The following is a 25052-nucleotide window of genomic DNA, read 5'->3' as shown; positions in this document are numbered from 1 at the left end:
CTCAATTGAAAAGATATCGTTGAATTTTAGACAAGCCTAACTATGAAGTCATATTGTCGAGTAACACGCGAGCGCTCACATTGGATTTAAACATCATTTTCGTGGCTTTCACGTCACGATATAAACGCTCGTGCGCTGACAGTGAAAAGGTATCTTCTCGAGTCGTATATTGGCCAATCCAATCAATTAACATTGGCAAATTAGCATCTTGCGCTTGTTTGTCAGGATATTTGTGCGGCTCCCATGGACGTCGCTTTGCATTATCAACACATTCACTAACTGGCAGGTTTAGAAAAATAGCTTCTTCAGCAAAAGGAGCAACTAATGCTAATAAGTCAGCATAGCAGCCTTCAATCACCCAATTTGTATACTTGTCTAAAAATGATTGAATATGAAGCTTAGATTGTTCGAGGGGTAATCGAGTGGGTGGATTAGATGCTTGCCACGCAATGGTGTCTAAATCTAAGTGAGAAAGCTGGTGACGCTTTGCTAAGGCACAAGCCAACGTCGATTTACCTGAGCCTGAATTACCGAAAATAATAACTTTGTTCATATCTCACCCTAGAAACGGTTCAATCACATTGACGTAAAACAAAAATTAAGTGGCGTTTTTACTACCTCATTCAATAAACTCATTCAATAAACTGATGAATTAACCTGACTTTATAAACTTACAGTAGATTAGTGAGTGTAATAAACTTTGCTGCCTGTGCTGCACTTGGCTGACTTAAATGAGGAATATAGCCCAGAAATGGAGCCGACATTATTTGCTGTAAACTGGCTAAATTTTCTTGCTGATTAGCCATGTTAGGATCGACTTGATTCGCAACCCAACCCGCTATCTTTAACCCATCAGCCACCACAGCTTCTTGAGTTAACAATGCATGATTCAAACAGCCTAATTTCATCCCAACCACCAAAATAACACCTAACTCGTTGTTTGAGTTTAATCGCTTCACTGAGTCTGACAAGAACTCACCATTGCCAAGGGGTAATCGCCAACCACCCGCACCTTCAATCAAGCTAAAGTCTGCACTCAATAGCGCCGCCAAAGGTAATGACTTCACAACCCCTTGCGCGGTTAACTTGACCCCTTGCGCGTTTGCTGCAATGTGTGGCGCGATGGCAGGTTCAAATGAAACAGGATTAATCTGCGAATATTCAAGTTTAATACTGGATTGAGCGATTAACGCTAATGCGTCGCTATTTCTCAGCCCTTGGGACGTTTGTTCACAACCTGAAGCTATCGGTTTTACACCTATGGTTGAGCCATTAGCGGCATGCAGCAATGCTGAAGAAACTAATGTTTTACCACTATCAGTATCTGTACCTGTGACAAAATAGAGCATCGCAATTCGCCTTATTTTTTAATCAAATGTAAGTAGGTAATTTGGTATGTCAGTGGAATACCTTGCTCAACTCTCAGTGATTCCGCTTTCTCAGTCAGTGCAAGCCAGTCTTGGCGGCCTCGTAAACTCACTGAGCCTTGCTTTTCTTTAGACTGAGTTTGCTGATGTGACTTAACTGACGCCCCAACTCCTTTGATGGAATACAATAAAGTGCGTAAGTCTGTAAAATATAAACTCTCACTGCAATGCTCAGCGTTTTCAATCTGCCAGTGGTGCTTATTTGCTTGAGCGACGATGTCATCAAAATGAGAAAAATCATTGTGCCCCAGCCCCAATTTGCTTAATTCAGGTAAACTGCCCGCAGACACAATACTAATTAAGCAATGAGCACCTGGCTTTAATATACGATAAAACTCACTTAGCACTGCGGGTAAGTCTTCACACCACTGCAATACTAAGTTTGAATACAAACCATTAAATTGATTGGCACTAAGCGGTAATGCTGCAGCATCGGCACATAGCGTATGGTAATCAGGAAAATCTTGCTTCACCATTGCTAGCATTTCCGATGACAAGTCAACCGCCATTACCTGCTTGATTTGAATTTGCTGTGGGTTAACTAAAGTAAAATCAGTACCAGGACCACAGCCAATATCAACAATATCTCCAGATAAAATTTGGTGCGTCAGTAATTTTTCTGCTGTTCTTCTTTGCAACACATCATGCTGTTTATAACATTTGGCCGCTTGAGAAAACTTTTCAGCTACTGGATTTTTAAAAGTCATCGATACTCTCAAATAGGAGATAACTGCAAATTGGCAGTGTATAAAATATAATTTTAATTGTGTGGATGGATTAATCTAGATAATGCCATGACCAACTGATTTATCTGTGTTTTTGTGTGCTGTGAATTAAGTGTAATTCGAAGCCTTGCTTGACCTTTTGGCACGGTAGGCTGTCTAATCGCACCAACAAGTAACCCTACCGCCCTCAATTGCTCCGCAACCATAACAGTCTGCTCACTGCTGCCGATAATAACGGGTTGAATAGCGGTTTCAGACTCTGTTAAATCGATTTTTTCTTGCGCGCAAGCCTGCTTAAAATAGTGAATATTGTCTTGAAGCGAATTAAACCGATGAGATGAACTTTGGGTGAGTTTCACTGCCGCGAGCGCTAAGTACGCATTTGCAGGCGATAGTGCTGTTGAATATATATAGTGACGAGATTGAGCAACCAGGTAATCAATCACAGCTTGACTGCCTAATATCGCAGCACCTTGACAACCTAATGCTTTACCGAAAGTCACAACTTGTATATCACAATATTGGCTAACGGAACTGGCAGCCAATACCCCAAAACCATGCGCATCATCAACAATTAACCACGTATTATACTGTTGGCACAAGCCTTTTAACTCAGCTAACGGCGCTTTGTCACCGTCCATACTAAACACACTTTCGGTCAGTAATATTGATTCGGGATGACGAGTTAACAACTGCTCAGCATGCTGTAAATCATTATGCTTAAAGCGTTTAAGGTTTGCACCTGAATCCTTTACGCCGTCAATCATTGAAGCGTGGATTAACTTATCCGCTATGACGACATCATTGCCATCAACAAGTGTTTTAAGTAATGCTTGATTTGCACTGAATCCAGAGCAAAACAATAACCCAGCTTCATGTCCTGTGACCTCACACAAGTGTTTCTCTAAATCATGATGCGCTTGACTGTAACCTGAAACTAAAGGTGACGCCTTACTGCCCACGCCATAACGATTTGCACCTTGATTTAAAGCGGAAATCATTTCAGCACTAGTGGCTAAACCTAAATAGTCATTGTGACTAAAGTCAATAATATGTGAAGAAACGCCTGTCTGATTACGCTTTCTAAGTAAGCCATCTTGATCCAGCTGTTGCATGCGCTGATTGATCTTATCGAGTAACGGATGACTTGCCATAAATACAGCCTGCTTTTATAACGAACAATTCTCTTGAAAATTCTTAAATCGCACCAGCGTCAAAGAACTGCTTAGTCGCCTTATCTTTTTTAGCATTGGCCTTAGCTAATAAAGCGCTATCAGATTCTATATTGGCAGAGGGGCCTTGTTCAGGATGAAGACCTAAACGCTTAAATAACGTCATGTCATCATTTTCTTCTGGATTCGGTGTCGTTAATAACTTGCAACCATAGAATATCGAATTGGCGCCTGCAAAAAAGCACATAGATTGCAGTTCATCAGTCATGTTTTCACGACCTGCCGATAAGCGAACTCGTGATTTAGGCATAATGATCCTAGCCACAGCGATGGTGCGTACAAACTCAAGTGGATCGAGATCATCAATTTTTTCAAACGGTGTTCCAGCTACCTTAACTAACATATTAATTGGCACTGAATCAGGGTGCTGCTCAAGATTCGCTAACTGTTGTAAAAGCCCTGCACGGTCAGTCGCTTTCTCGCCCATGCCAACAATCCCGCCAGAACACACTTTCATGCCTGAAGCACGTACATTAGATAAAGTATCAATACGGTTTTGGTAAGTACGAGTGGTAATAACATCACCATAGTATTCTGGCGATGTATCTAGGTTATGGTTGTAGTAATCAAGACCCGCATCAGCAAGTTCATCTGACTGCTCTTTTGACAACATACCAAGTGTCATGCAGGTTTCCATGCCTAATGCTTTTACATCCTTAACCATTTGCGTTAAATAAGGCATGTCACGCTCTCGTGGGTTTCGCCAAGCAGCGCCCATACAAAAACGAGAAGCGCCAGCGGCTTTAGCACTTTTAGCCTCAGTCAACACCTTTTCAATCTCTAATAAACGCTCTTTTTCAAGACCCGTATCATAACGAGCACTTTGAGGGCAATATTTACAGTCTTCTGGGCATGCGCCGGTTTTTATCGATAATAAACGACTAATTTGTACTTCGTTAGGATCAAAAGTTTCACGATGAATACTGTGTGCTTTGAACAGTAAATCATTCATAGGTAAAGCAAATAATGCTTCAATTTCTGCTTTGCTCCAATCGTGACGGATCGCTGACGATGACATGGTTAATCCTTTTTATTCATTTTATATTCGCTTGTTGTTGGGTTAGGATACCTTGAGCATGTAAACTGTCAATGCTATCAAGCAACACAACTTGACTAACGGTTAAAATATGAACGACTCATTGCAACAATCTCCAGCTAATATTGATTTCGAATTTGATAAAAAGCATATATGGCACCCTTATACTTCTATGCATAACGCGGCAAAAGTAACCGGTGTAGTTAGTGCTGAGGGATGTGAGTTAACCCTAAGCGATGGCCAAGTTGTTATTGATGGCACCAGTTCTTGGTGGGCTTGTATCCATGGCTATAATCGTCCTGAAATTATCGAAGCCATGCAGTATCAATTAACCACATTAAGCCATGTGATGTTTGGCGGTATTACCCACGCACCTGCAGTTAATTTGTGTAAACGCCTTGTGGATATGACGAGCCCTAATCTGACTAAAGTATTTTTAGCTGATTCTGGCTCCATTGCAGTAGAAGTTGCCATGAAAATGGCAATGCAATACTGGCAAGGTAAAAACCAGCCATTAAAACAACAATTACTTACCGTTAAACGTGGTTATCATGGTGATACTTTCGCAGCCATGAGTGTGTGTGACCCTGATAATGGTATGCATACTATGTTTGGCAATGCAGTCACTGAGCAATTATTTGCTCCTGCACCGCAATCAGCTTTTAATCAGGCGCTAGTCGATGGTGATACCGATGCCTTAGAAGCAATATTAAAAACTAACCATCAACACATTGCCGCAATTATCATTGAACCGATTATGCAAGCCGCTGGCGGTATGCACTTTTACTCAGCCGAATACTTAGTTGCTTTGCGCGGCCTATGCGATAAATACCAAGTGTTGTTAATTTTAGACGAAATCGCCACTGGTTTTGGCCGCATAGGTAAACTGTTTGCCTATGAATATGCCAATATCGAAGCTGATATTTTATGTTTGGGCAAAGCGTTAACAGGTGGGTACATTAGCCTTGCAGCAACGATTTGTAGTGACGAAGTGGCTAAAGGAATAAGTGACTCTCCTGCTGGCGTGTTTATGCATGGACCGACCTTTATGGGGAACCCACTCGCATGCGCCGCTGCGGATGCAAGTTTACAGATTTTACAAACAAGCAATTGGCAGCAGCAAGTAACCGATATTGAATCGCAAATGAAGCAAGAGCTTGCTGAAGCAATTGATTATGAGCATGTAAAAGATGTTCGAGTGCTTGGCTCTGTTGGCGTGATTGAAATGGACAGTGCAATTAATACCGGAGCACTGCAGAAAGCATTTATTGAGCTTGGCGTTTGGATTAGACCTTTTGGCAATGTTATATACATCACCCCGCCCTACACGATTACGTCAGCTCAGTTAACCAAACTGACGAATGCGATGAAAATCATCGCAGCTGATATCACTCAAGAACAAAGCAGTGCTGATACATTCAGTAATGGCTAATTATTTATCTGTGCAGCAACTCGCTGCACTTAATCATATTTTAACTGCTATAACCACTATCGTTAGACTTTTAAATTGATTAGAGCCAGAAATATATAAAGTCGCCAGACCTAGAAACAATTTCTAGTTTGGCTACTTAGTCTCTCCAATCATGCGCCGCATACCATAAAAGCGACTCATTAAGCTGACTGATATTATATCCATGTTTGAGTTATGACTTCATAATCAGTGTTACCCTGTAAATTTTTCGAATACGATTAACATGTGCATATTGCAAGACACCACACCAACCAATATTACCAAAAAAACATTACCAAGCAGACTTACCAATTAAGACTCATCTGTAGAAAAAACCAAAAAAGTTACATTGTTTTAATATAATCAAATCAACAATCTGATGATTAATTCAGCACTAATCGCTGCTTTTAGCGACTAACACCTAACCAATCAACTTAAAATCTGACATAAACAAGCAGCCAACACTTTTACCCCAATTTAGCTGTCATTGAACACTGCCACCAATCATTACCAGATTGGTAATAACATGTTGCATTAATTGGTAACGTGTTATATAAATGTTTCTGTTGTTTAAAATAACAACAATTGGTCATACCAAAAAAGGCAAGACCAAAGGGAATAATTTTCGGGGGAATTATGAAGCTCAACAAAATAAGTGCAATGTTTAGTGCGACTAAAAATAAATCAACTAATATAACGATTTTTGGTGCGACACTAACAGCTCTACTGTCTATGCCGACCTTCGCTGCTGATGCTGAAACTCAAAATGCAGAAACAGACGAAATTGAAGTCATTGCAGTTAAAGGGATATTTGGCAGTTTAAAAGCAGCTAATTTACTAAAGCGAGCTGATGATCGTATTGTCGATGCTATTGTTGCAGAAGACATTGGTAAATTACCTGATAATAACATTGCAGAAGCCTTGCAACGAATTACAGGTGTTTCTATTGGAACTGACTTCGGGGTGGGTGAGTCAGTAACAATTAGAGGCGTATCTGAAAACTTGATACTACTTAATGGTCGCTCTACTGCAGGTGCTGGTCGTGGCGGTATTGGATTGGATGACTTTCCTTCAAGCTTTTTGAAAACGGTTGAAGTCATTAAATCACCTACACCTGACATGATTGAGGGTGCTTTAGGTGGTACGGTAAACATGCAAACTATTCGTCCATTAGAGCTGTCAGAACCGCTTGTGGCAATTACGCTTGATGGCGAATATTCAGATAAAACAGAAAATACTGCACCAAATTTTTCAGCTGGTATTGGTAATAACTGGGATTTAGGTGATGCAGGTACATTTGGTGCTTCAGCTAACCTTGCTTATTTAGACCGTGAACTACGCCGTGATGAATATTTCAACAAAGTTGATTTGCTCGATAACATCGATATTAACGGTGACGGCGTTGTTGATGACTCAGGTGGACCTAATGGCAAATACTTACGTAGAACGCAAAGCACGTTAGAGCAAAAAACAGAAGAACGTGAACGTACAGCTTATGGTATTTCACTACAATGGGAACCTGTTAGTGCTGAAGCCAACATTTATCTTGATTTGAATGCAACTAAACTTGATGGCGGCCAATCTGCTTACTCTATCTTAGATGTGGGTGGTAGTTCTGTAGCAAGAAGTGATTCTTACTATGATGCTAACGGTCAGCTACATAATTACGATTTAGATGGTGTCCTTGTAATTCCAAAAACTTGGAGTGACTTTACGACATCAGATACCACCTCTCATGCCCTCGGTGGTGAGTGGTTTATCACTGATAACATTGAATTATCTGCTGAATACTCAATATCAAAATCTAAAGAAAAACAAACAGCAAATGAATTTAACTTACGTCCAATTGAACGTACAGATCCTACCCTTGATCTTGTAACACATACCAGTACAGGTAGTTCGTTTACGGGCAGTGGCATTCCTGGTTACACATATGCTGATTCAGGTATGTTAACTAACCCTGATAACTTAGTATTTCGTGAATTCTTCCATAAAACACTTGAAACTGACAATGAAGAACAAGCATTACGCTTTGACTTCAAAATCTCTGACATTGGTGTAGATTGGGTATCAGCGGTAAAAGCTGGTGTGCGCTTTACTGACCGAGATTATAGTGCCAACCGCTATGACCTAAAACCTATCAACGGCAACACTACCCTTAAAGATTCTTATAAAAAAGCAACCAATGCTGACGGACTCTATAGCCCTATTTGGATTGATAATCCTGTACTGGCTGACAGCATGAAAATCGTTAACATGAGTAATTCATTTGACCAAACAGGTGTAAATGGTCAAAACGATTTAATGACTTACAATGTTTATGATGCTGATTTACTACAGAACACTGAAGCCACTTACGCATTAGTTCAACAAATGCTGCAAGGTACTTCTTATGCCATGAACGGCTCATTAGCTGACAACATGGTAGAAGATAATGGTGCATATAAAGAAATTAACGAGAAAACCAGCGCTATCTATGCTCAATTCCATTTGGATTTTGATGATTTAACTGCTGCATTTGGTGGTCGTTATATTCAAACAGAATTAGAGTCTAGCGTTGTTGCTTCTGTTGATGCCAATGGAAACAAAATTCTTGATACTGGCGAAAACGATTATTCAGATTTTCTCCCTAGCTTGAATGTGACCTATACCCTTACAGATGAAACCTTAATGCGCTTTGCTGCTGCAAAAGTTATGCGTCGTGCAGACTTTGATGAGCTAAGCCCAGCATTATCAATTGATAACTCATTAGTGACTGGTACTCAAGGTTCTTACCAACTTGAACCATACCGTGTGACTCAATATGACTTATCTGTTGAACACTATTTTGGTGATGGTGGCATTGTTTCAGCTGCACTTTTCTATAAAGACGTCAATTCATTTACACAAACAGACAGCAGTTGTTTAGCTGACCCAAGTACTGTAGATGGCCAAAACACGACAGAATGGGGCAACGTTTGTTTACTTGATACTGCAGGTCAAAGCCAAGGTGACGTAAACTTTGCAACCGAGGCACAAGGTTTAGCCTACGTTGACTCAGAAAAAGCTGCGGGCAGAACAGGTATTGTTGTTGATACTGATGTTAATGGTGGCAGCGGTGAAGTAAAAGGTGTTGAGCTAGCTTATCAACAACAGTTTACCTTCTTACCAGGTTTCTGGTCTGGATTTGGTATCAATGCCAACTATACCTATGCTGATAGTGAACAACCTGATGGCAACCCACTGCTAAATATTTCAGAGAATACAGCTAACGGTCAAGTGTACTGGGAAAATGACGACCTTCAATTCCGTCTAGCATATAACTGGCGCGATCGTTACTTATATTCTCAAGCAGAGAAACGCGTTCAAACAGTTGGTGCATTAGGTTATAACGTATTTAACCAAAATGACCCATCAGCAGATAACTTTGATGCGACTGTTGGTAACAACTACCGTGAAGCTCGAGGTCAATTCGACTTTTCTGCAAGTTGGGATATCAATGAACACTTCACTGTTGTTGGTAATGTTGTGAATTTAACTGGGGAACCAATTGAATACACTACAGAGCTAGATTCGGTATGGAAGTACAGTGAATCAGATCGTCGCTATACTGTTGGAGTTCGCGCTAGATTCTAATAAGCCACACTTAATAAGAGCCTTCCGCTACGGGTAGGCTCTTTCTCCAACAATCACCTTTCCATTAATGACAATAAATTTAGCGAAATTACATAACAACACAACTTAGCTTCACAGGTTAACTTACCAATTTAACTTTTGGTAAACCAAAATATAACAAATTGGTTGACAATAAATTTATTATTAACTAATATTGGTAATAAGCTCGATTTAGATAATATTTACAAATACTTAATAGAGTAGAGCATGTAAAAACAATTAATTGCATATTCAAAAATGGACAGTTAATCCATGCAGCTAATTTACTCGCACTATTAAGCGTTGAGCAATCTTTGTTACTCAGATAAACATATATAAAAATTTTAGGAGTTAGATATGACAAAGCCAATCATTGGTTTCATCGGCCTTGGTCTTATGGGCGGCAACATGGTTGAGAACCTTCAAAAGAGAGGTTATCAAGTCAATGTAATGGATCTAAGCGCTGAAGCTGTTGCACGTGTTATTGACCGTGGCAATGCAACTGCTTTTACATCTGCAAAAGAGTTAGCTGCTGCCAGTGATGTGGTTCAGTTTTGTTTAACGACATCAGCAGTGGTAGAAAAAATTGTATACGGCGATGATGGCGTATTAGAGGGTATTAAACCTGGCTCTGTGCTAGTTGACTTTGGTACATCTATCCCCTCTTCGACTAAAAAAATTGGTGCTGCACTTGCTGAAAAAGGTGTCGGCATGATTGATGCGCCTTTAGGCAGAACACCTGCACATGCTAAAGATGGCCTACTTAACATTATGGCTGCTGGTGACATGGATACTTTTAATAAAGTTAAACCATTACTAGAAGAGCAAGGCGAAAATGTATTCCACCTAGGCGCTTTAGGTGCAGGACATACAACTAAATTAATTAATAACTTCATGGGTATGACAACGGTAGCAACCATGTCGCAAGCATTTGCAGTGGCAAAACTTGCTGGTGTTGATGGACAGCAGTTATTTGACATCATGTCAGCAGGACCTTCTAACTCGCCGTTCATGCAATTCTGTAAGTTCTATGCTGTCGACGGTGAAGAAAAACTTGGCTTCTCAGTTGCGAATGCCAATAAAGACTTAGGTTATTTCCTTGCAATGTGCGAAGACTTAGGGACTAAATCTCTTATTGCTCAGGGCACTTCTACTAGCTTACAAGAAGCGGTAGATGCAGGTTTAGGTCAAAATGATGTTCCTGTCATTTTTGATTATTTCAGTAAGTTAGAAAAATAATATCGACATCGATATTCCTAAAAGATTGATCGTTTTATTAGCTACACCGTTTAACTGAGTTTAAAAAGCCCCTTATCTAGTTTGATACGGGGCTTTATTTTTCTAGTCGCATGTTCTCAAAATCAATGTAATTAATCTTGCATACCGACAAAGCCTGGCTGTTGTTCAACATTACTCAACCACTGCCTTATATTCTCAAAGGGCGTTATATCAAAGCCACCTTCATGGGCGACATGGGTATAAGCAAATAAGGCGATATCGGCTAAACTGAATTGTTCCCCTAAGATAAAGGCTTTGTTGGCTAACTGCTCATCTAGTAATCTCAACACTTGTCTACCCTTAACGTGTAAAAGATCATATTCAGCTTGGCGCTCAATCGGCATGTTCTGATAAAGGCGAATAAAGCGAGCAACGGCTATACAAGGTTCGTGGGTGTATTGCTCAAAGAAAAGCCATTGATACATTAATGCTTTATCAAACTCATCAGTCGGTATTAGCCCAGACCCTTCAGCTAAATACCCTATAATGGCATTTGACTCTGCCAGCACCCTTCCATCATCAAGCTCAATAATAGGCAGCTTCCCTTGAGGTGATTTTTTCAAAAATGTTGCCGTTTTAGTTTCACCAGCCATTATATCGATATCTCGCCAACGATAAGCTTGATTTAGTAACCTTAACGTTAACTTTACCTTGTAACAATTTCCCGACTTTACGTCACCATATACAGTTATCATCTTCATCCTTGCTTTGGTTAAATCTCTCACTATTTCATCATCTATTTTACTAGGCTTGAAATCAACGCTCTTAATGCAGCAGGTTTCACCATTTTAGCCATGTAGTGATAGCCACGCTTTTGTACATCATCAATGAGATCTTTGTTGGTATTAGCAGTGATTAAAATGCCCGGTAAATGCTCACCGTATCGAGAGCGAATTCCATCCATTGCATCCACACCGTTTTGATCATTATCTAAATGATAATCAGCTAAAACGATATCTGGAGCTACCCCTTTGAGGCCTAATTTAATGCGTGCATCAGCCAAATCCGTAGCACAAACAACATCACATTTCCAACGAGTCAGTAAACTTTCAAGTCCCGCTAAAATGGCTTCTTCATTATCAATACATAGCACTTTCACCCCTGCTAGAGGCTGGGTTGGCGTCGGTACCGGTTTCACGACTTTCTCTGTCACCGTTTTGCCCAACGGCACCATTATAGAAAATACCGATCCTTGTCCTAACTTTGATGTCACTAAGATTTGATGGTCCAGCACTTTACTGATTCGGTCAGCAATAGCTAAGCCGAGCCCTAGTCCACTAACGTTGCGACTACTTGGATGATTTAGACGTTTAAACTCTTTAAAGATTTCTTGCGTTTCATGTTCATCAATACCGCAACCAGTATCAAGAACTTGAATTTCAATAAAATCACCACGATGACGACAACCCAGTAATACTCTTCCGCCTTTTGCATAGCGATAGGCATTGGTTAAAAAGTTTTGTAACACCCGTCTTAATAGGGATAAATCAGAATTAATCGTTGCATTACACGGCATCATATTAAATTTGATTTGATTGTCAGCAGACATGGCTTCAAATTCAACGGCTAAGCCATTTAGTAATTCTCCAAGAGAAAAATCTCGACGATTCACCTCTACCATATCTGAATCTAATTTAGAAATATCCAACAAGTCAGTTAATAATTCGCCAGCAGTGCGAAGTGAATTATTAATATGAGAAAGCGTGGTTTTTCCTTCCAAATCCAAATTCGGATATTGTGCAAGCGATGCTGTAAACAAACGAGCCGCATTTAAAGGCTGCATTAAATCATGCCCAACAGCGGCTAAAAAACGACTTTTAGAGGCATTCGCCATTTCTTCTTGGGCTTTTGCTTCAAGGAGTTCACTATTGAGCATCGCGAGCTCATAAGTACGCTCTTGTACTCGAGATTCTAATGTTTCATTCGCTTCTAATAAGGCTTTCTCTTGCTTGCGATATTGGGTAATGTCAGTAAAGGTCATCACAAAACCGCCATCAGGCATTGGATTACCCTGAATTTTGATCACTTTCCCATCTTTTCGCTGCCGCTCAGATGTGTGCTCTGTACCATTACGCATATGTTGCACACGTATATCGACTTGCAACTCTATGTCGCCCTCACCACAGTAGCCTCTGGCAGCATTAAAACGGATCACCTCGCTAATTGGCATGCCCTGTTGTAAAAATCCTTCAGGGTAATCGTACAGCTCAGCATATTTAAAGTTCCAAGCAACTAAATTCAAATCTTTATCGACCACACTCATGCCTTCATAAGCGTGCTCAATTGCGCCTCTAAGCATATCTTGGCTTAAAATAATCTTAGATGATGCTTCATCTACCAAGCTGAATACTTCATCAAGGGCTAAGTCACGACCTTGTAATACTGAATCCATTACCAAAGAGGCACTAGAGGCACCTAATACCCCAGCAAGCATATGCTCTGTATGTGACACTAAAGATTGGTCAGCCATTTTATGCCATGAATCACTACGCACAGCATCTGGGGAGAACTTACTAAAGCTTTCATATGCTCTAGTTGGGCTGACAAATCGACTGGCGAGAATTAACAAGTCTTGCTGGGAAATGGCAGTGTGTTTTCTGTTAGCATCTTTTTTGTTTGAATCAGATTGAAGTGAGCCCGGATTGATAAAATGGCTAGCTTGAATACGCTCAGCGACACCCGCTCTAAACCATAATGAGCCTAATATATAACAAATAATATTAGCTAATAGGGCAATAAGCGTATCGTCAACCTCTGGGCTAATTGAGGCTAATAAGCCTGTTTCTTGCCCTAAACCTACACTGCCTTCAAATAGGATATAACACCATAAAGAAAACCCAACTGCTAAGCCTAAGAATACCCCAGAGCGATTACCATACTTCCAATACAATCCACCGAGCAAAGCTGGTGCAAGCTGAGCGAAAGCACCGAATGACAATTGTCCTAAATGAGATAATGACTCACTATTACCGAACAATAAGTAACTTAAGTAGCCTAATGAAAGAATAATAACGATGGCAAGACGGCGAGCATTAAGTAAAAAACGAGCAAATTGGTTAAAATTAGTTCCACTCACTTTATTCGTGCGTAGCATGAAAGGAACAATCCACTCATTACTGATCATAATACTTATCGTCACCACAGCAACAATTACCATACCCGTTGCCGCAGATAATGTGCCTAACAACGCAATCACCGCTAGTACCGGTTGATCTAGTGCTAAAGGAAGATTAATCACGTAAGTGTCGGCGGCCACACTGTCGCCGAGTAATAATGTGCCAGCTAAGGCTAATGGCGCCACAAACAAGCCAAACATGGCGAGGTATAATGGGAATATCCAACGTGCTTTTTTAAGTACAGACTCTTCAGCACATTCCACCACCATGACATGGAATTGCCTTGGCATACATAAAAATGCGGCTACACCCACAAACATCTCAGGCAAAAAAGAAGTAATATTTAATGAGCCATGTTTAATAATGTCTTTTTCTGCCGCCTGCTGCCAAATATCACCAAACCCATCAAAAAAGCCAAAAGTAATCACAAAGCCAACAATTAAAAAAGCAGCTAGCTTCACTAATGACTCGAATGCAATAGCGACCATCATTCCAGGGTTATGCTCTGTTGCATCAAGCTTTCGTGTACCAAATAAGATAGCAAAGATTGCTAAAATAAATGTCATGACCATGGGGACGCTGACATCATTTAATGGCATGTTTTCAGGCTGAAATAAATTCAAGCTAAAGACCATCGCTTTTAACTGCAAAGCGATATAAGGCATGATCCCAAATAAAGCAATAAGTGTCACAATTGCAGCAAGGGTTTGAGATTTTCCATAGCGAGCGGCAATAAAATCTGCAACAGAGGTGATATTTTGCGCTTTTGATATGGCTACTATCTTACGAAGCATGCCAAAGCCTAAAGTAAAAACCAAAATAGGCCCTAAATAAATCGGTAAAAAAGACCACAAATCATTAGCAGACTGCCCCACCGTGCCTAAAAAGCTCCACGACGAACAGTAAACCGCTAGACTTAAGCCGTATATCCACACTTGCACCTTTTTGGTGATTTTACTAAACCAGCGTTCAGCTCCCCACGCTAAGATAAACAGCAAGGAAACATAGCAAATTGCAATTACAGCAACGACTAAGGTCAAATTCATAGCATTCTCTTTAATTATTTTTATGCTTAATATTTGTGCAATAAAACCGTTTCACGAATACGTCATGCTAACATGCGCAACAGGTTAAATATTAAGGATATTTTAAAACTAGACCAAGGTCTAATAGTGTTAACCTCACCTTGCAGACAATACTCTCGTAACGCTAATTTTGACAAAGGGAAGCCCTATGAGCTCGCAGTCTCTCTATAAAGTACCAGCAGATTTCGCCAACAATGCACTGGTAGATAACGATAAATATAAAAAAATGTACCAAGAATCAGTGGTAAATCCAGAAGGGTTTTGGAGAGAACATGGTAAGCGTATCGATTGGATTAAGCCTTACACCAAAATCAAAAAGACCTCTTTTGATGATCATAACCTGTCTATCAATTGGTTTTATGATGGCACATTAAACGCCTCTGCAAACTGTTTAGATCGCCACCTTGAAAAAAATGGCGATAGAGTTGCCATTATCTGGGAAGGCGATGATGCAAATGAGCAGCGTAAAATTACTTACCGTGAGTTACATACTGATGTGTGTAAATTTGCCAATGCACTTCGCAGCCAAGGCGTTTGTAAAGGCGATGTCGTCACGATTTATATGCCAATGGTGCCTGAAGCTGCTGTAGCCATGTTAGCTTGTGCTCGCATTGGTGCTATTCACTCAGTGGTATTTGGAGGTTTCTCTCCAGACTCCATTGCATCTCGTGTTATTGATGGCAAATCAAAAGTATTGATTACTGCCGACGAAGGTATTCGTGGTGGTCGTAAAATTCCTCTTAAACGTAGTATTGATGACGCACTGAATAATCCAGATGTTGATTGCGTCGAAAAAGTTATCGTACTCAACCGCACAGGCGGAGATATCGATTGGGTTGAAGGTCGTGATATTTGGTGGAGCGATGTAATGGCAACAGCTTCAGAGCATTGCCAAGCCGAAGAAATGGGCGCTGAAGACCCGCTTTTCCTGCTTTATACGTCAGGCTCAACTGGTAACCCTAAAGGTGTGCTGCACACAACCGGTGGTTACATGGTTTATGCATCAATGACACACGAATATGTATTTGATTACAAAGAAGGCGAGGTTTATTGGTGTACTGCCGATGTCGGTTGGATTACTGGCCATTCCTATATGGTCTATGGCCCACTGGCTAATGGTGCAACGATTCTTATTCATGAAGGTGTACCTAATTCTCCAGGTCCATCACGTTTAGGTGAAATGATTGATCGTCATAAAGTGAATATTCTTTATACCGCACCGACATTAATCCGTGCACTGATGGCTGAAGGCAAAGAGCAATTTGACGGCTTTGATGGCAGTTCGCTTCGTGTAATGGGCTCAGTAGGTGAACCTATCAACCCTGAAGCTTGGCGCTGGTATCACGAAGTCATTGGCCATGAGTCTTGCCCAATTGTTGATACATGGTGGCAGACAGAAACTGGCGGTATCTTAATTAGCCCACTTCCTGGAGCAACCGATGCTAAACCAGGCTCTGCGACTCGCCCATTCTTTGGTGTGCAGCCAGCCCTAGTTGATAACATGGGTAATATTTTAGATGGTGCAGTTGAAGGTAATTTGGTCATTCTCGATTCTTGGCCAGGCCAAATGCGCACGGTTTATGGCGATCATGACCGTTTTGCATTAACGTATTTTAAAACTTTCCGAGGCATGTACTTTACTGGTGATGGTGCCCGTCGTGACGAAGACGGTTATTACTGGATCACGGGTCGTGTGGATGACGTTATTAACGTATCCGGTCATCGTTTAGGTACCGCCGAAGTTGAAAGTGCCCTTGTTTCACATGAGCTAGTTGCTGAGGCCGCAGTAGTTGGTTACCCCCATGACATCAAAGGTCAAGGTATCTACGCTTATGTGACCTTAACTAAAGGTATTGAAGAAACGGAAGAACTTCGTCAAAACTTACGACAATGGGTTCGTAAAGAAATCGGCGCGTTAGCGACCCCAGATTTGATTCAATGGGCTGGTGGTTTACCTAAGACTCGCTCTGGCAAGATCATGCGCCGTTTCTTGCGTAAGATTGCAGCAAACGAGGTAACAAACTTAGGTGATTCTTCAACACTTGCAGATCCTGCGGTAATCGATACCTTGATAGAATCACGCTTAAACAAAGCGGAATAATATCCTAATCAATTAACTGTCCTACCCACCTTGAGAAATCCTAACCAGATTCTCGTTGCCCCCTCAATTGAGGGGGCTTTTTATATCAATTTTTTATACAGCCTAAATTAAGGGCTTTATTTCATGCTAGAGTAACCATTTATATCACTAGCAATATCACTAGCAATATCACTAGCAATGTATGCTCCGTGAATGCGATGAATTTGATTATTACTTTGAACATTATTTAATAACGATAAAAACCTATGACATCCGTAATATCCCTTCGTGATTACCAACAAGATTCTGTTGATGCCGCTATAAAACACTTTAAGCAAAGTAATGACTCCGCTGTATTAGTATTACCAACAGGTGCTGGTAAAAGTATCGTGATAGCAGAACTTGCAAGAATAGCTAGAGGCAATGTTTTGATATTGACTCACGTTAAAGAGCTAGTCGCTCAAAATGCAGAAAAAGTGGGATTACTGACTCAAGATGCCAGTATCTATTCAGCTGGATTAAACCAAAAGAAAGCGGTAGGTAAAACGGTTGTGGCTAGCGTTCAATCAGCTGCTAGGGCACCTGAAAAATTTAACCAAACTTTCTCTTTGGTTATTATTGATGAATGTCACCGTGTTAGTAACGATGAAAATAGTCAGTATTGGCAGTTATTGAATCATCTGAAAAAAAATAATCAGCAACTAAAATTACTCGGGTTAACGGCAACACCATACAGATTAGGACTAGGCTGGATATTTCGCCATCATTATCACGGTAAAGTCGGCAACACAGAAAAACCTATTTTTGAACAATGTATTTTTGAATTGCCCATGCGGCCACTTATTAAACACGGGTATTTAACAGCACCTAAGATATTCGATGGCTTAAGCGCACAATATGATTTTAGCCAGGTAACCCCTTCAGAGACGGGCGAATATCCACAAAAAGAAGTCGATGATTTATTAGATCATCAAGGCCGAGCTACCACAGCAATTATTAAACAGGTTGTGCAACTAGCAGAACACCGTAAAGGCGTGCTCATATTTGCGGCAACAGTGCGTCATGCAAAAGAAATAATGAAGTTACTCGATGATAGTGCAGCTTTAATTACCGCTGACACCCCTCATACAGTGCGTGATGATATTATTTCTCGGTTTAAGCAGCAAAGTCTTAAATACATTGTCAACGTAGCGGTACTTACTACAGGCTTTGATGCTCCCCATGTAGATTTAATTGCTATCTTAAGGCCTACGGCCTCTGTGAGCTTATTTCAGCAAATGATTGGCAGAGGCTTACGCTTAGCAAAAGACAAAGAGGATTGCCTAGTCATTGATTATGCAGCTAATGGATATGATCTTTATTTTCCTGAAGTTGGCCAAGTCAAACCCAACAGTAAATCTGTCCCAGTACAAGTACACTGCCCCGTTTGCCAGTTTGCTAATACTTTTTGGGGTATTGTCGATTCTGACGGTGATATTGTTGAACACTTCGGACGACGCTGCCAAGGATTAGTCGATACTAAACAGGATACACAACAGCAATGTTATTTCAGGTTTCGCTCTAAATCCTGCCCTGATTGTGGCGCTGAAAATGATATTGCAGCGCGCATTTGCCAAACATGCCAGTCAACTCTCATTGATCCAGATAAACGATTAAAACAAGTTTTATCCTCTCAACATCATCATTTATTCAAATGCCAAGAGATGCATCTCATCGAAGATGATAAAAAGCTGATAGTGAAATATTTCGATATTGACGCTAATGAATTTAAAGAAAGCTTTAGAATGGAAACACCTGCTCAGCGGCGCGCCTTATATGCAATTTTTATTGCTCCACACTCGCGCACGCCTGGGATGAAACATCCACAATTCTCATCACCCCAACAAGTTCTTGAACACCAGAAACATTTTAAAACGCCTGATTTGCTGTTACTAAAAAAACAAAAGCATAAGTGGGAATTAGTGGAAAAGTTTTTTGATTATAAAGGACGATTTAAAACCATTAATGAAAACAGTTTTGTTTGAATTGAATGAAATTATCAATTCGATAAAACTTATGGTATAAATCGTCAAATCAAAAAAAGGAGTCACTATGTTTGTTGTAATTTTTGGCCGTCCAGGCTGCCCTTATTGTGTTCGTGCTGTTGAACTATCAGAAAAATTAACTGAACAGCGTGACGGATTTAAGTTCAAGTATGTCGACATTCACGCTGAAGGCATTTCAAAAGCTGATTTAGAGAAAACGGTTGGCAAGCCTGTTGAAACAGTGCCACAAATCTTTGTCGATGAAGTGCATGTTGGTGGTTACACTGAATTTGAACAGTACGTACGTTCAAACAACTTATTGGGCTAATTAGATTAAAAAATCAATTATGCACAAATGAAAAAAGGGTTAATTCAATGAATTAACCCTTTTTTGATGTCGTAATGCTACCTTAGAAAATTATTAGCTTTTAAAGCACGTATTTAGCAGAGAACAAAATACGGCTTAGGTCACCATCACTTCCATTTTCACGTTCGTTTTTCGCGTACATATATTCAACACCAAAGGTCAAAGGCTTGGTTGGTGAATACAATAAGTTAATATAACTTGAGTAAGACTCAGCATTTACTAAGCTACTCGATAGCATAGTATCGTTATCAGCTTTAAATGCTGACACAGTGACACTCGTACGCCACTTGTCATTCCACCAATGGCGGTAAGCGGCATAGCCACCGTAAGAGCTTATCGCTTGTATTTCACCGTTAGCATCAAGATTACCAGCATTGGCATAATTCAACGCCATATAACGCCCTAGGCCTTCACCGTAGGTTGCTGAGAATTTAAAGTCATCGTTTCCGACCGGGATAATACCGGCAATACTCGCACCGTAACCCATTTCAGTTGAATCTACCGCCTGCCCATCAACATTTTCTTCAACATTCAATTGACGTAAAATACCAGCCACAGAAATAGCAGTCCCGCCTTCTGTCTTAAAGTTATAACGAGCAACGACATCTGGCACAATGCCACTACCACTGGTGAGTCGTGTTGCCGTAGCATATTTATTTACAGTCGTTTCAGGGTTTTCGACTGCTATTTGAAATCCACCATTGGTATAGCGAATCATCGCTTGTCTAACAAAAGGTGTACCTTCGGCAGCACCAACAAAATCTAAGTTTTCAGGCAATGCGCCAGGATTTTGGAACGTTGTCCATGTTTGACCGACTGTCCAGTTATCATAACTAATAAAAGCTTGTCGGATACGTGGTGAATAACTGTTAGATACACGTTCATTACCGTCAGTATGAGTCATGAAATCTAATTCAATAAAACCTGTTAACTTATGACCATCAAAATCTGAAACCGTTTTAAAATTAAAACGAGTCTCTCGCGCCTGAAAATCGACAACTTGTTTACCATTACCCTCTTCGCCATAAATAGTACCAGGCACATAAAATTGACGAGATAAACTTCCTGAATCGGGTGCGCCATTACCATAGTCACTGAACATCACATCAGCTTTTACGTAGCCCCCAAACTGCATATCAGTATCTGCATAACTAACATTACTTAATGCCAGCATTGAACAACCGATTAATAAACCATATTTTGCTTGTTTCATCATGCTCTCCCTGTTCTTATCATCTAAAGCAATATGACCCACTTAACAAATAAGCAACATTAGCAATAGGTCTATTAGACAAAAGTAGATGAGAGAAAGCTAAAATGATTAGCAGGTTTGCAATTAAATGGTATATAACATTAGCAATTTGAATACGTTAAGACTGCCCAGTAAAATTAATAGCTAAGCAGTATTCTTGTGAACAAAAGAATACTTATTCATGAGGCGATAAAGTTGACAAAAAGTACAACATCAACATACAAGAGTTGAGTTTATAGTAAGGCTGAATAAATTAAAAAAGCTTGAATATGAATAGATTAAAAACGGTAGGACAATAGAAGAACTGAATTAAAGCCGAACAGGCAATCTCACTTTCAGAAAAGTGGTGGGTCGTGAAGGATTCGAACCTTCGACCAATTGGTTAAAAGCCAACTGCTCTACCAACTGAGCTAACGACCCATCTAGTTTTACGTAACGATTCATTACGTCTGAATTAAAGCCTAACTGGCAATCTCACTTTCAGAAAAGTGGTGGGTCGTGAAGGATTCGAACCTTCGACCAATTGGTTAAAAGCCAACTGCTCTACCAACTGAGCTAACGACCCATCTGTATTTCATTAAAACCTATGTTTTAATTGGAGAGAAAGCCAACTACCTAATTAAACTAAACAACTGAGCTAACGACCCATCTAGGTTTTGCTTCTAAATCTATGCCTAACTGGCAACACTTTCAGAAAAGTGGTGGGTCGTGAAGGATTCGAACCTTCGACCAATTGGTTAAAAGCCAACTGCTCTACCAACTGAGCTAACGACCCATCTGTATTTCATTAAAACCTATGTTTTAATTGGAGAGAAAGCCAACTGCCTAATCTTGTTAACAAGAGGACAAACAACTGAGCTAACGACCCATCTAGGTTTTGCTTCTAAATCTATGCCTAACTGGCAACACTTTCAGAAAAGTGGTGGGTCGTGAAGGATTCGAACCTTCGACCAATTGGTTAAAAGCCAACTGCTCTACCAACTGAGCTAACGACCCATCTGTATTTCATTAAAACCTATGTTTTAATTGGAAAGAAAGCCAACTGCCTAATTAAACTAAACAACTGAGCTAACGACCCATCTAGTTTTACGTAACGATTCATTACGTCTAAATTTATGCCTAACTGGCAACACCTTTAGAAAAGTGGTGGGTCGTGAAGGATTCGAACCTTCGACCAATTGGTTAAAAGCCAACTGCTCTACCAACTGAGCTAACGACCCATCTGTATTTCATTAAAACCTATGTTTTAATCGGAGAGAAAGCCAACTGCCTAATTAAACTAAACAACTGAGCTAACAACCTATCTATTTACGTAACGATTCATTACGTCTAAATTTATGCCTAACTGGCAACACTTTTAGAAAAGTGGTGGGTCGTGAAGGATTCGAACCTTCGACCAATTGGTTAAAAGCCAACTGCTCTACCAACTGAGCTAACGACCCATTTCTGCTTCTTAGATTAAGTGAAGACTATAAATAGAGTTCAATCAATCTGTCATCTAACTAAGTTAATCTAACCTGTTTAATGACCTCAGAACGTCGCTCCGTTCTGAGGGCGCCTATAATACCTTTTTCATCTTCGCATGCAAGTGCAATTTATGGTTTTTTTGCCGTTTGCACTAAAAATAAACTAAGAGGCTGTTTTTTAGTTAAATTAGGCTTACAAAGCCGACAATTGTTGTTGAGCAAGTCTTGCAGAGGCACTATTAGCGTATTCTTTTAACACTCGGTTATAGAATGTCTTCGCTGTCGCACTGTCACCTTCTTTTTCAGCGATCATGCCTAACTTAACTAAACTATCACCACGTTTATTAGAGTTAGGATATTTATTGACCACGGTATTAAATGCAACTTTAGCTTCAGCAAAAGTACCTTTATTGAATAACAACTGGCCTAACCAATAGTTGGCATTGGCAGCATATGTGGAATCTGGGTATTGTTTAATGAAGTCACTAAAGGCCGGAATGGCTTCATCGTACTTACGCTCTTTCAATACAAGGTTCACGGCTTGCTCATAGCTTGCAGTTTCCCCTAGAGTAGACTGAGTGCCTGCAGATGTAGCTGTATCAGCGACAGAGACAGTGGTCGACGCCGCACTCGCTGATAAATTAGCAATTTCTTCATAAAGCTGGCGTTGGCGCTGCAACATTTGACTAATTTGATAATCTTGCTGTTCAGTAATACCACGTAACTCAAGAACTTCACGTTGTAATGCATCTAAACGTTGTTGCGCTTCAAATTCAGATTGTTGTTTTGCTTTAATAATACGTTCTAAACGAGATAGTCGATCATCATTTGACCCGCCTGCAATATCTTGAACAGGTGCAGGGGCAGCGTTAGCACCTGCAGCTACAAACATCGCAGCAACTAAAACAGCATGTTTCATCAATAAACTCCTAAACTGGCCGGCATAGCCGGCCTTCCGTTATCGCTTTTACTCTTCGCGATTAATAAACTAAAACACCGCGGCGGTTTTTTGCAAAACCACTTTCACTGCGTGAAAAATCTAATGGCTTTTCTTCACCATAACTAACAACACTCATTTGGCTAGCTTGAACACCCATACCTTGTAAGTATTTAGCAATAGCTTTAGCACGACGTTCACCTAACGCAATATTGTATTCAGGAGTGCCACGCTCATCAGCATGACCTTCAATTAATACACGTACATTTGGGTGCTCAACTAAATAGTTTCCGTGAGCTTGAATAATTGCAGCATTTTCACTTTGTACTTCACTACGGTCAAAATCAAAATAAATAATATTTTGAGCACGTAATTCTTCTTGCTCAATACGTTGCTGCTCTTCTGGAGTTAAGATTGGCGCTGCGCCACCAGTTTCAACACCACCAGAACCATATTCACCGCCAGTGGTTGTAGTAGTAGAACCACTAGTTGAACCACTTGCGTCAGTTTCAGATTCTGAAGTTGTGCTACATGCACCTAATGCCATTACAGGTACAACAACTAACATAGCTTTAAACAACTTATTCAGATTCATGGGTAATCCTTAATTAAAATTTATAGAAATGGAGACCAGGCTGGCGATTTCACTTCACCTTGGCCTGCTGGTAGTCTTGCTTTAAAACGTCCATCCATAGATACCGCTGCTAATACTTGCTTACCGCGATAGGTTGTACCATAGATAACCATGGTTCCATTAGGTGCAATACTTGGTGACTCATCAAGTTGAGTTGAAGTAAGCACTTGCATAAAGCGAGTTTGAAGATCCATTCTCGCAATATTAAATTTACCATTAGTACGATTTACAAAAATCATACTACGTCCATCAGGAGTGATAGTACCGCCTAGGTTCCACTCACCTTCAAACGTCACACGTGAGATTTTTCCAGTACTCAATTTAACTTGATAAATTTGAGGTCTGCCGCCACGTTCTGAAGTAAAAATCAATGACTCTCCATCAGGCATCCAAGATGCTTCTGTATCAATAGCGTAGTGATTTGTCACACGTTTAAGTGCCTTTGTCGCTATATCAATCACGTAAATTTCAGGTTGTCCATCTTTTGATAATGTAACAGCTAACTTTTTACCATCAGGCGAAAAGCTTGGTGCACCATTAATACCTTTATGGGAGCTCACCTTAATACGTTCTTGAGTATAGATATCTTGAACAAATATTTCTGCTTTACGATTCTCAAAACTCACATAAGCGAGACGACGTCCGTCAGGAGACCAAGTCGGTGACATTAACGGTTCAGGCGAACGCAATAACATTTGCTCGTTATATCCGTCATAATCAGCGATCATCAAGTGATACGGTGATTTCTCCCCCTGTTTCACAACCACATAAGCAATACGACTTAAGAAGGCACCACGTATTCCAGTTAGCTTTTCATACACGATGTCACTGATGCGATGACCATACTGTCTAAATTGCGACTCACTTATTACCGTTTCACGGCTTTCCAATAATAAGTCACTTGCAGGTACTGGACCTTTGTCAGACTGCAACTGCGCTTTGACTAAGTCGAGTAAGTCAAAACTCACTAAGTACTGATTAGTACCATAAGGTTTAATCGAACCGACTAAGAGTGCATCTGAAGCCGTTTGCTCCCAACCTGTTGCAATGAATTCGTTAACAGTACTGATATTCGCTTGCGGTAGACTGCGAGCATCCAATGGACTAAATGTACCACTACGAGCTAAATCACTTGTAACAACATCACTAATTTGTGTTGGCGCTGGCCCTGTTCCTTGCCATACAAAAGGCATAACCGCAATGGGCCTTGCGGCATCAACACCTTCAGTAATAACAATATCTAGCGCTGCATTTGCCGTGGTACTGGTTAAAAATACAAAAACTGTTAACCATTTTGCCAAAATCTTCAT

The 25052-nt window shown here is 40.4% G+C and carries 17 protein-coding genes and 6 tRNA genes; 6 read left to right on the top strand and 17 right to left on the bottom strand.

Annotated features, from left to right (window positions below; translation table 11 throughout):
* Positions 1–40: 40 nt before the first annotated feature.
* From SJ2017_RS08615 to bioB, 5 genes are all read right to left on the bottom strand, one after another.
* Positions 41–553 carry an AAA family ATPase gene (locus SJ2017_RS08615; protein ID WP_055026318.1) on the bottom strand — a complete coding sequence of 171 codons (513 nt, stop codon included), beginning with the start codon at positions 551–553 and terminating at the stop codon, positions 41–43.
* Between the two features lie 118 nt (positions 554–671).
* Positions 672–1349 carry a dethiobiotin synthase gene (gene bioD / locus SJ2017_RS08610; protein WP_080915490.1) on the bottom strand — a complete coding sequence of 226 codons (678 nt, stop codon included), beginning with the start codon at positions 1347–1349 and terminating at the stop codon, positions 672–674.
* Positions 1350–1360: 11 nt separating this feature from the next.
* Entirely contained in the window at positions 1361–2134 is a 774-nt protein-coding gene (locus SJ2017_RS08605; RefSeq protein ID WP_080915489.1) for a methyltransferase domain-containing protein, read from the bottom strand.
* A 53-nt stretch (positions 2135–2187) separates the two neighbouring features.
* Positions 2188–3306: an aminotransferase class I/II-fold pyridoxal phosphate-dependent enzyme gene (locus SJ2017_RS08600; protein WP_080915488.1), complete on the bottom strand. Its 1119-nt coding sequence runs from the start codon at positions 3304–3306 to the stop codon at positions 2188–2190.
* A gap of 43 nt (positions 3307–3349) precedes the next feature.
* The gene (gene bioB, locus SJ2017_RS08595) at positions 3350–4402 is read right to left on the bottom strand and encodes a biotin synthase BioB (RefSeq protein ID WP_055026322.1); all 1053 of its coding nucleotides are present in this window, start codon (positions 4400–4402) and stop codon (positions 3350–3352) included.
* A 109-nt stretch (positions 4403–4511) separates the two neighbouring features.
* Here bioB and bioA point away from each other — a divergent pair, with 109 nt between their 5' ends.
* From bioA to SJ2017_RS08580, 3 genes are all read left to right on the top strand, one after another.
* On the top strand, positions 4512–5852 hold the full coding sequence (bioA, locus tag SJ2017_RS08590; RefSeq protein ID WP_080915487.1) for an adenosylmethionine--8-amino-7-oxononanoate transaminase: 1341 nt from the start codon (positions 4512–4514) through the stop codon (positions 5850–5852).
* Positions 5853–6506: 654 nt separating this feature from the next.
* Complete coding sequence (locus SJ2017_RS08585) at positions 6507–9485, top strand: TonB-dependent receptor (RefSeq protein WP_080915486.1); 2979 nt, start codon at positions 6507–6509, stop codon at positions 9483–9485.
* 375 nt (positions 9486–9860) lie between these two features.
* Positions 9861–10742 carry an NAD(P)-dependent oxidoreductase gene (locus SJ2017_RS08580; protein WP_055026325.1) on the top strand — a complete coding sequence of 294 codons (882 nt, stop codon included), beginning with the start codon at positions 9861–9863 and terminating at the stop codon, positions 10740–10742.
* Positions 10743–10873: 131 nt separating this feature from the next.
* Here the strand turns inward: SJ2017_RS08580 and SJ2017_RS08575 are convergent, their stop codons facing one another.
* Together SJ2017_RS08575 and SJ2017_RS08570 are read right to left on the bottom strand one after the other, a co-directional pair.
* Positions 10874–11476, bottom strand: coding sequence for a glutathione S-transferase family protein (locus tag SJ2017_RS08575; protein ID WP_080915485.1), 603 nt, complete (start codon positions 11474–11476; stop codon positions 10874–10876).
* A 41-nt stretch (positions 11477–11517) separates the two neighbouring features.
* On the bottom strand, positions 11518–14943 hold the full coding sequence (locus SJ2017_RS08570; RefSeq protein WP_055026327.1) for a hybrid sensor histidine kinase/response regulator: 3426 nt from the start codon (positions 14941–14943) through the stop codon (positions 11518–11520).
* Positions 14944–15130: 187 nt separating this feature from the next.
* Here SJ2017_RS08570 and acs point away from each other — a divergent pair, with 187 nt between their 5' ends.
* The 3 genes from acs (at position 15131) to SJ2017_RS08555 (ending at position 19414) form a co-directional block, all read left to right on the top strand.
* Complete coding sequence (gene acs, locus SJ2017_RS08565; protein ID WP_055026328.1) at positions 15131–17083, top strand: acetate--CoA ligase; 1953 nt, start codon at positions 15131–15133, stop codon at positions 17081–17083.
* A gap of 245 nt (positions 17084–17328) precedes the next feature.
* Positions 17329–19086 (top strand): DNA repair helicase RadD, encoded by a 1758-nt coding sequence (radD, locus tag SJ2017_RS08560; protein WP_080915484.1) that lies wholly within the window; start codon positions 17329–17331, stop codon positions 19084–19086.
* A gap of 67 nt (positions 19087–19153) precedes the next feature.
* Positions 19154–19414, top strand: coding sequence for a GrxA family glutaredoxin (locus tag SJ2017_RS08555; protein WP_055026330.1), 261 nt, complete (start codon positions 19154–19156; stop codon positions 19412–19414).
* Positions 19415–19514: 100 nt separating this feature from the next.
* Here SJ2017_RS08555 and SJ2017_RS08550 read toward each other — a convergent pair whose 3' ends face one another.
* The 10 genes from SJ2017_RS08550 to tolB form a co-directional block, all read right to left on the bottom strand.
* Entirely contained in the window at positions 19515–20666 is a 1152-nt protein-coding gene (locus SJ2017_RS08550; protein ID WP_080915483.1) for a DcaP family trimeric outer membrane transporter, read from the bottom strand.
* Between the two features lie 383 nt (positions 20667–21049).
* A tRNA-Lys gene (locus tag SJ2017_RS08545) sits at positions 21050–21125 on the bottom strand.
* Between the two features lie 69 nt (positions 21126–21194).
* Positions 21195–21270: transfer RNA gene (locus tag SJ2017_RS08540), tRNA-Lys, on the bottom strand.
* 134 nt (positions 21271–21404) lie between these two features.
* Positions 21405–21480, bottom strand: a tRNA-Lys gene (locus tag SJ2017_RS08535).
* Between the two features lie 145 nt (positions 21481–21625).
* A tRNA-Lys gene (locus SJ2017_RS08530) sits at positions 21626–21701 on the bottom strand.
* Positions 21702–21849: 148 nt separating this feature from the next.
* Positions 21850–21925 (bottom strand) — tRNA-Lys (locus tag SJ2017_RS08525).
* Between the two features lie 146 nt (positions 21926–22071).
* Positions 22072–22147, bottom strand: a tRNA-Lys gene (locus tag SJ2017_RS08520).
* A 217-nt stretch (positions 22148–22364) separates the two neighbouring features.
* The gene (ybgF, locus tag SJ2017_RS08515) at positions 22365–23090 is read right to left on the bottom strand and encodes a tol-pal system protein YbgF (protein WP_055023790.1); all 726 of its coding nucleotides are present in this window, start codon (positions 23088–23090) and stop codon (positions 22365–22367) included.
* A gap of 61 nt (positions 23091–23151) precedes the next feature.
* Entirely contained in the window at positions 23152–23703 is a 552-nt protein-coding gene (pal, locus tag SJ2017_RS08510) for a peptidoglycan-associated lipoprotein Pal (RefSeq protein WP_055023791.1), read from the bottom strand.
* 20 nt (positions 23704–23723) lie between these two features.
* Entirely contained in the window at positions 23724–25052 is a 1329-nt protein-coding gene (tolB, locus tag SJ2017_RS08505) for a Tol-Pal system beta propeller repeat protein TolB (RefSeq protein WP_080915482.1), read from the bottom strand.

This window comes from Shewanella japonica (assembly GCF_002075795.1).
Classification (GTDB): domain Bacteria; phylum Pseudomonadota; class Gammaproteobacteria; order Enterobacterales; family Shewanellaceae; genus Shewanella; species Shewanella japonica.
This window is presented reverse-complemented; position numbering and strand designations above follow the sequence as displayed.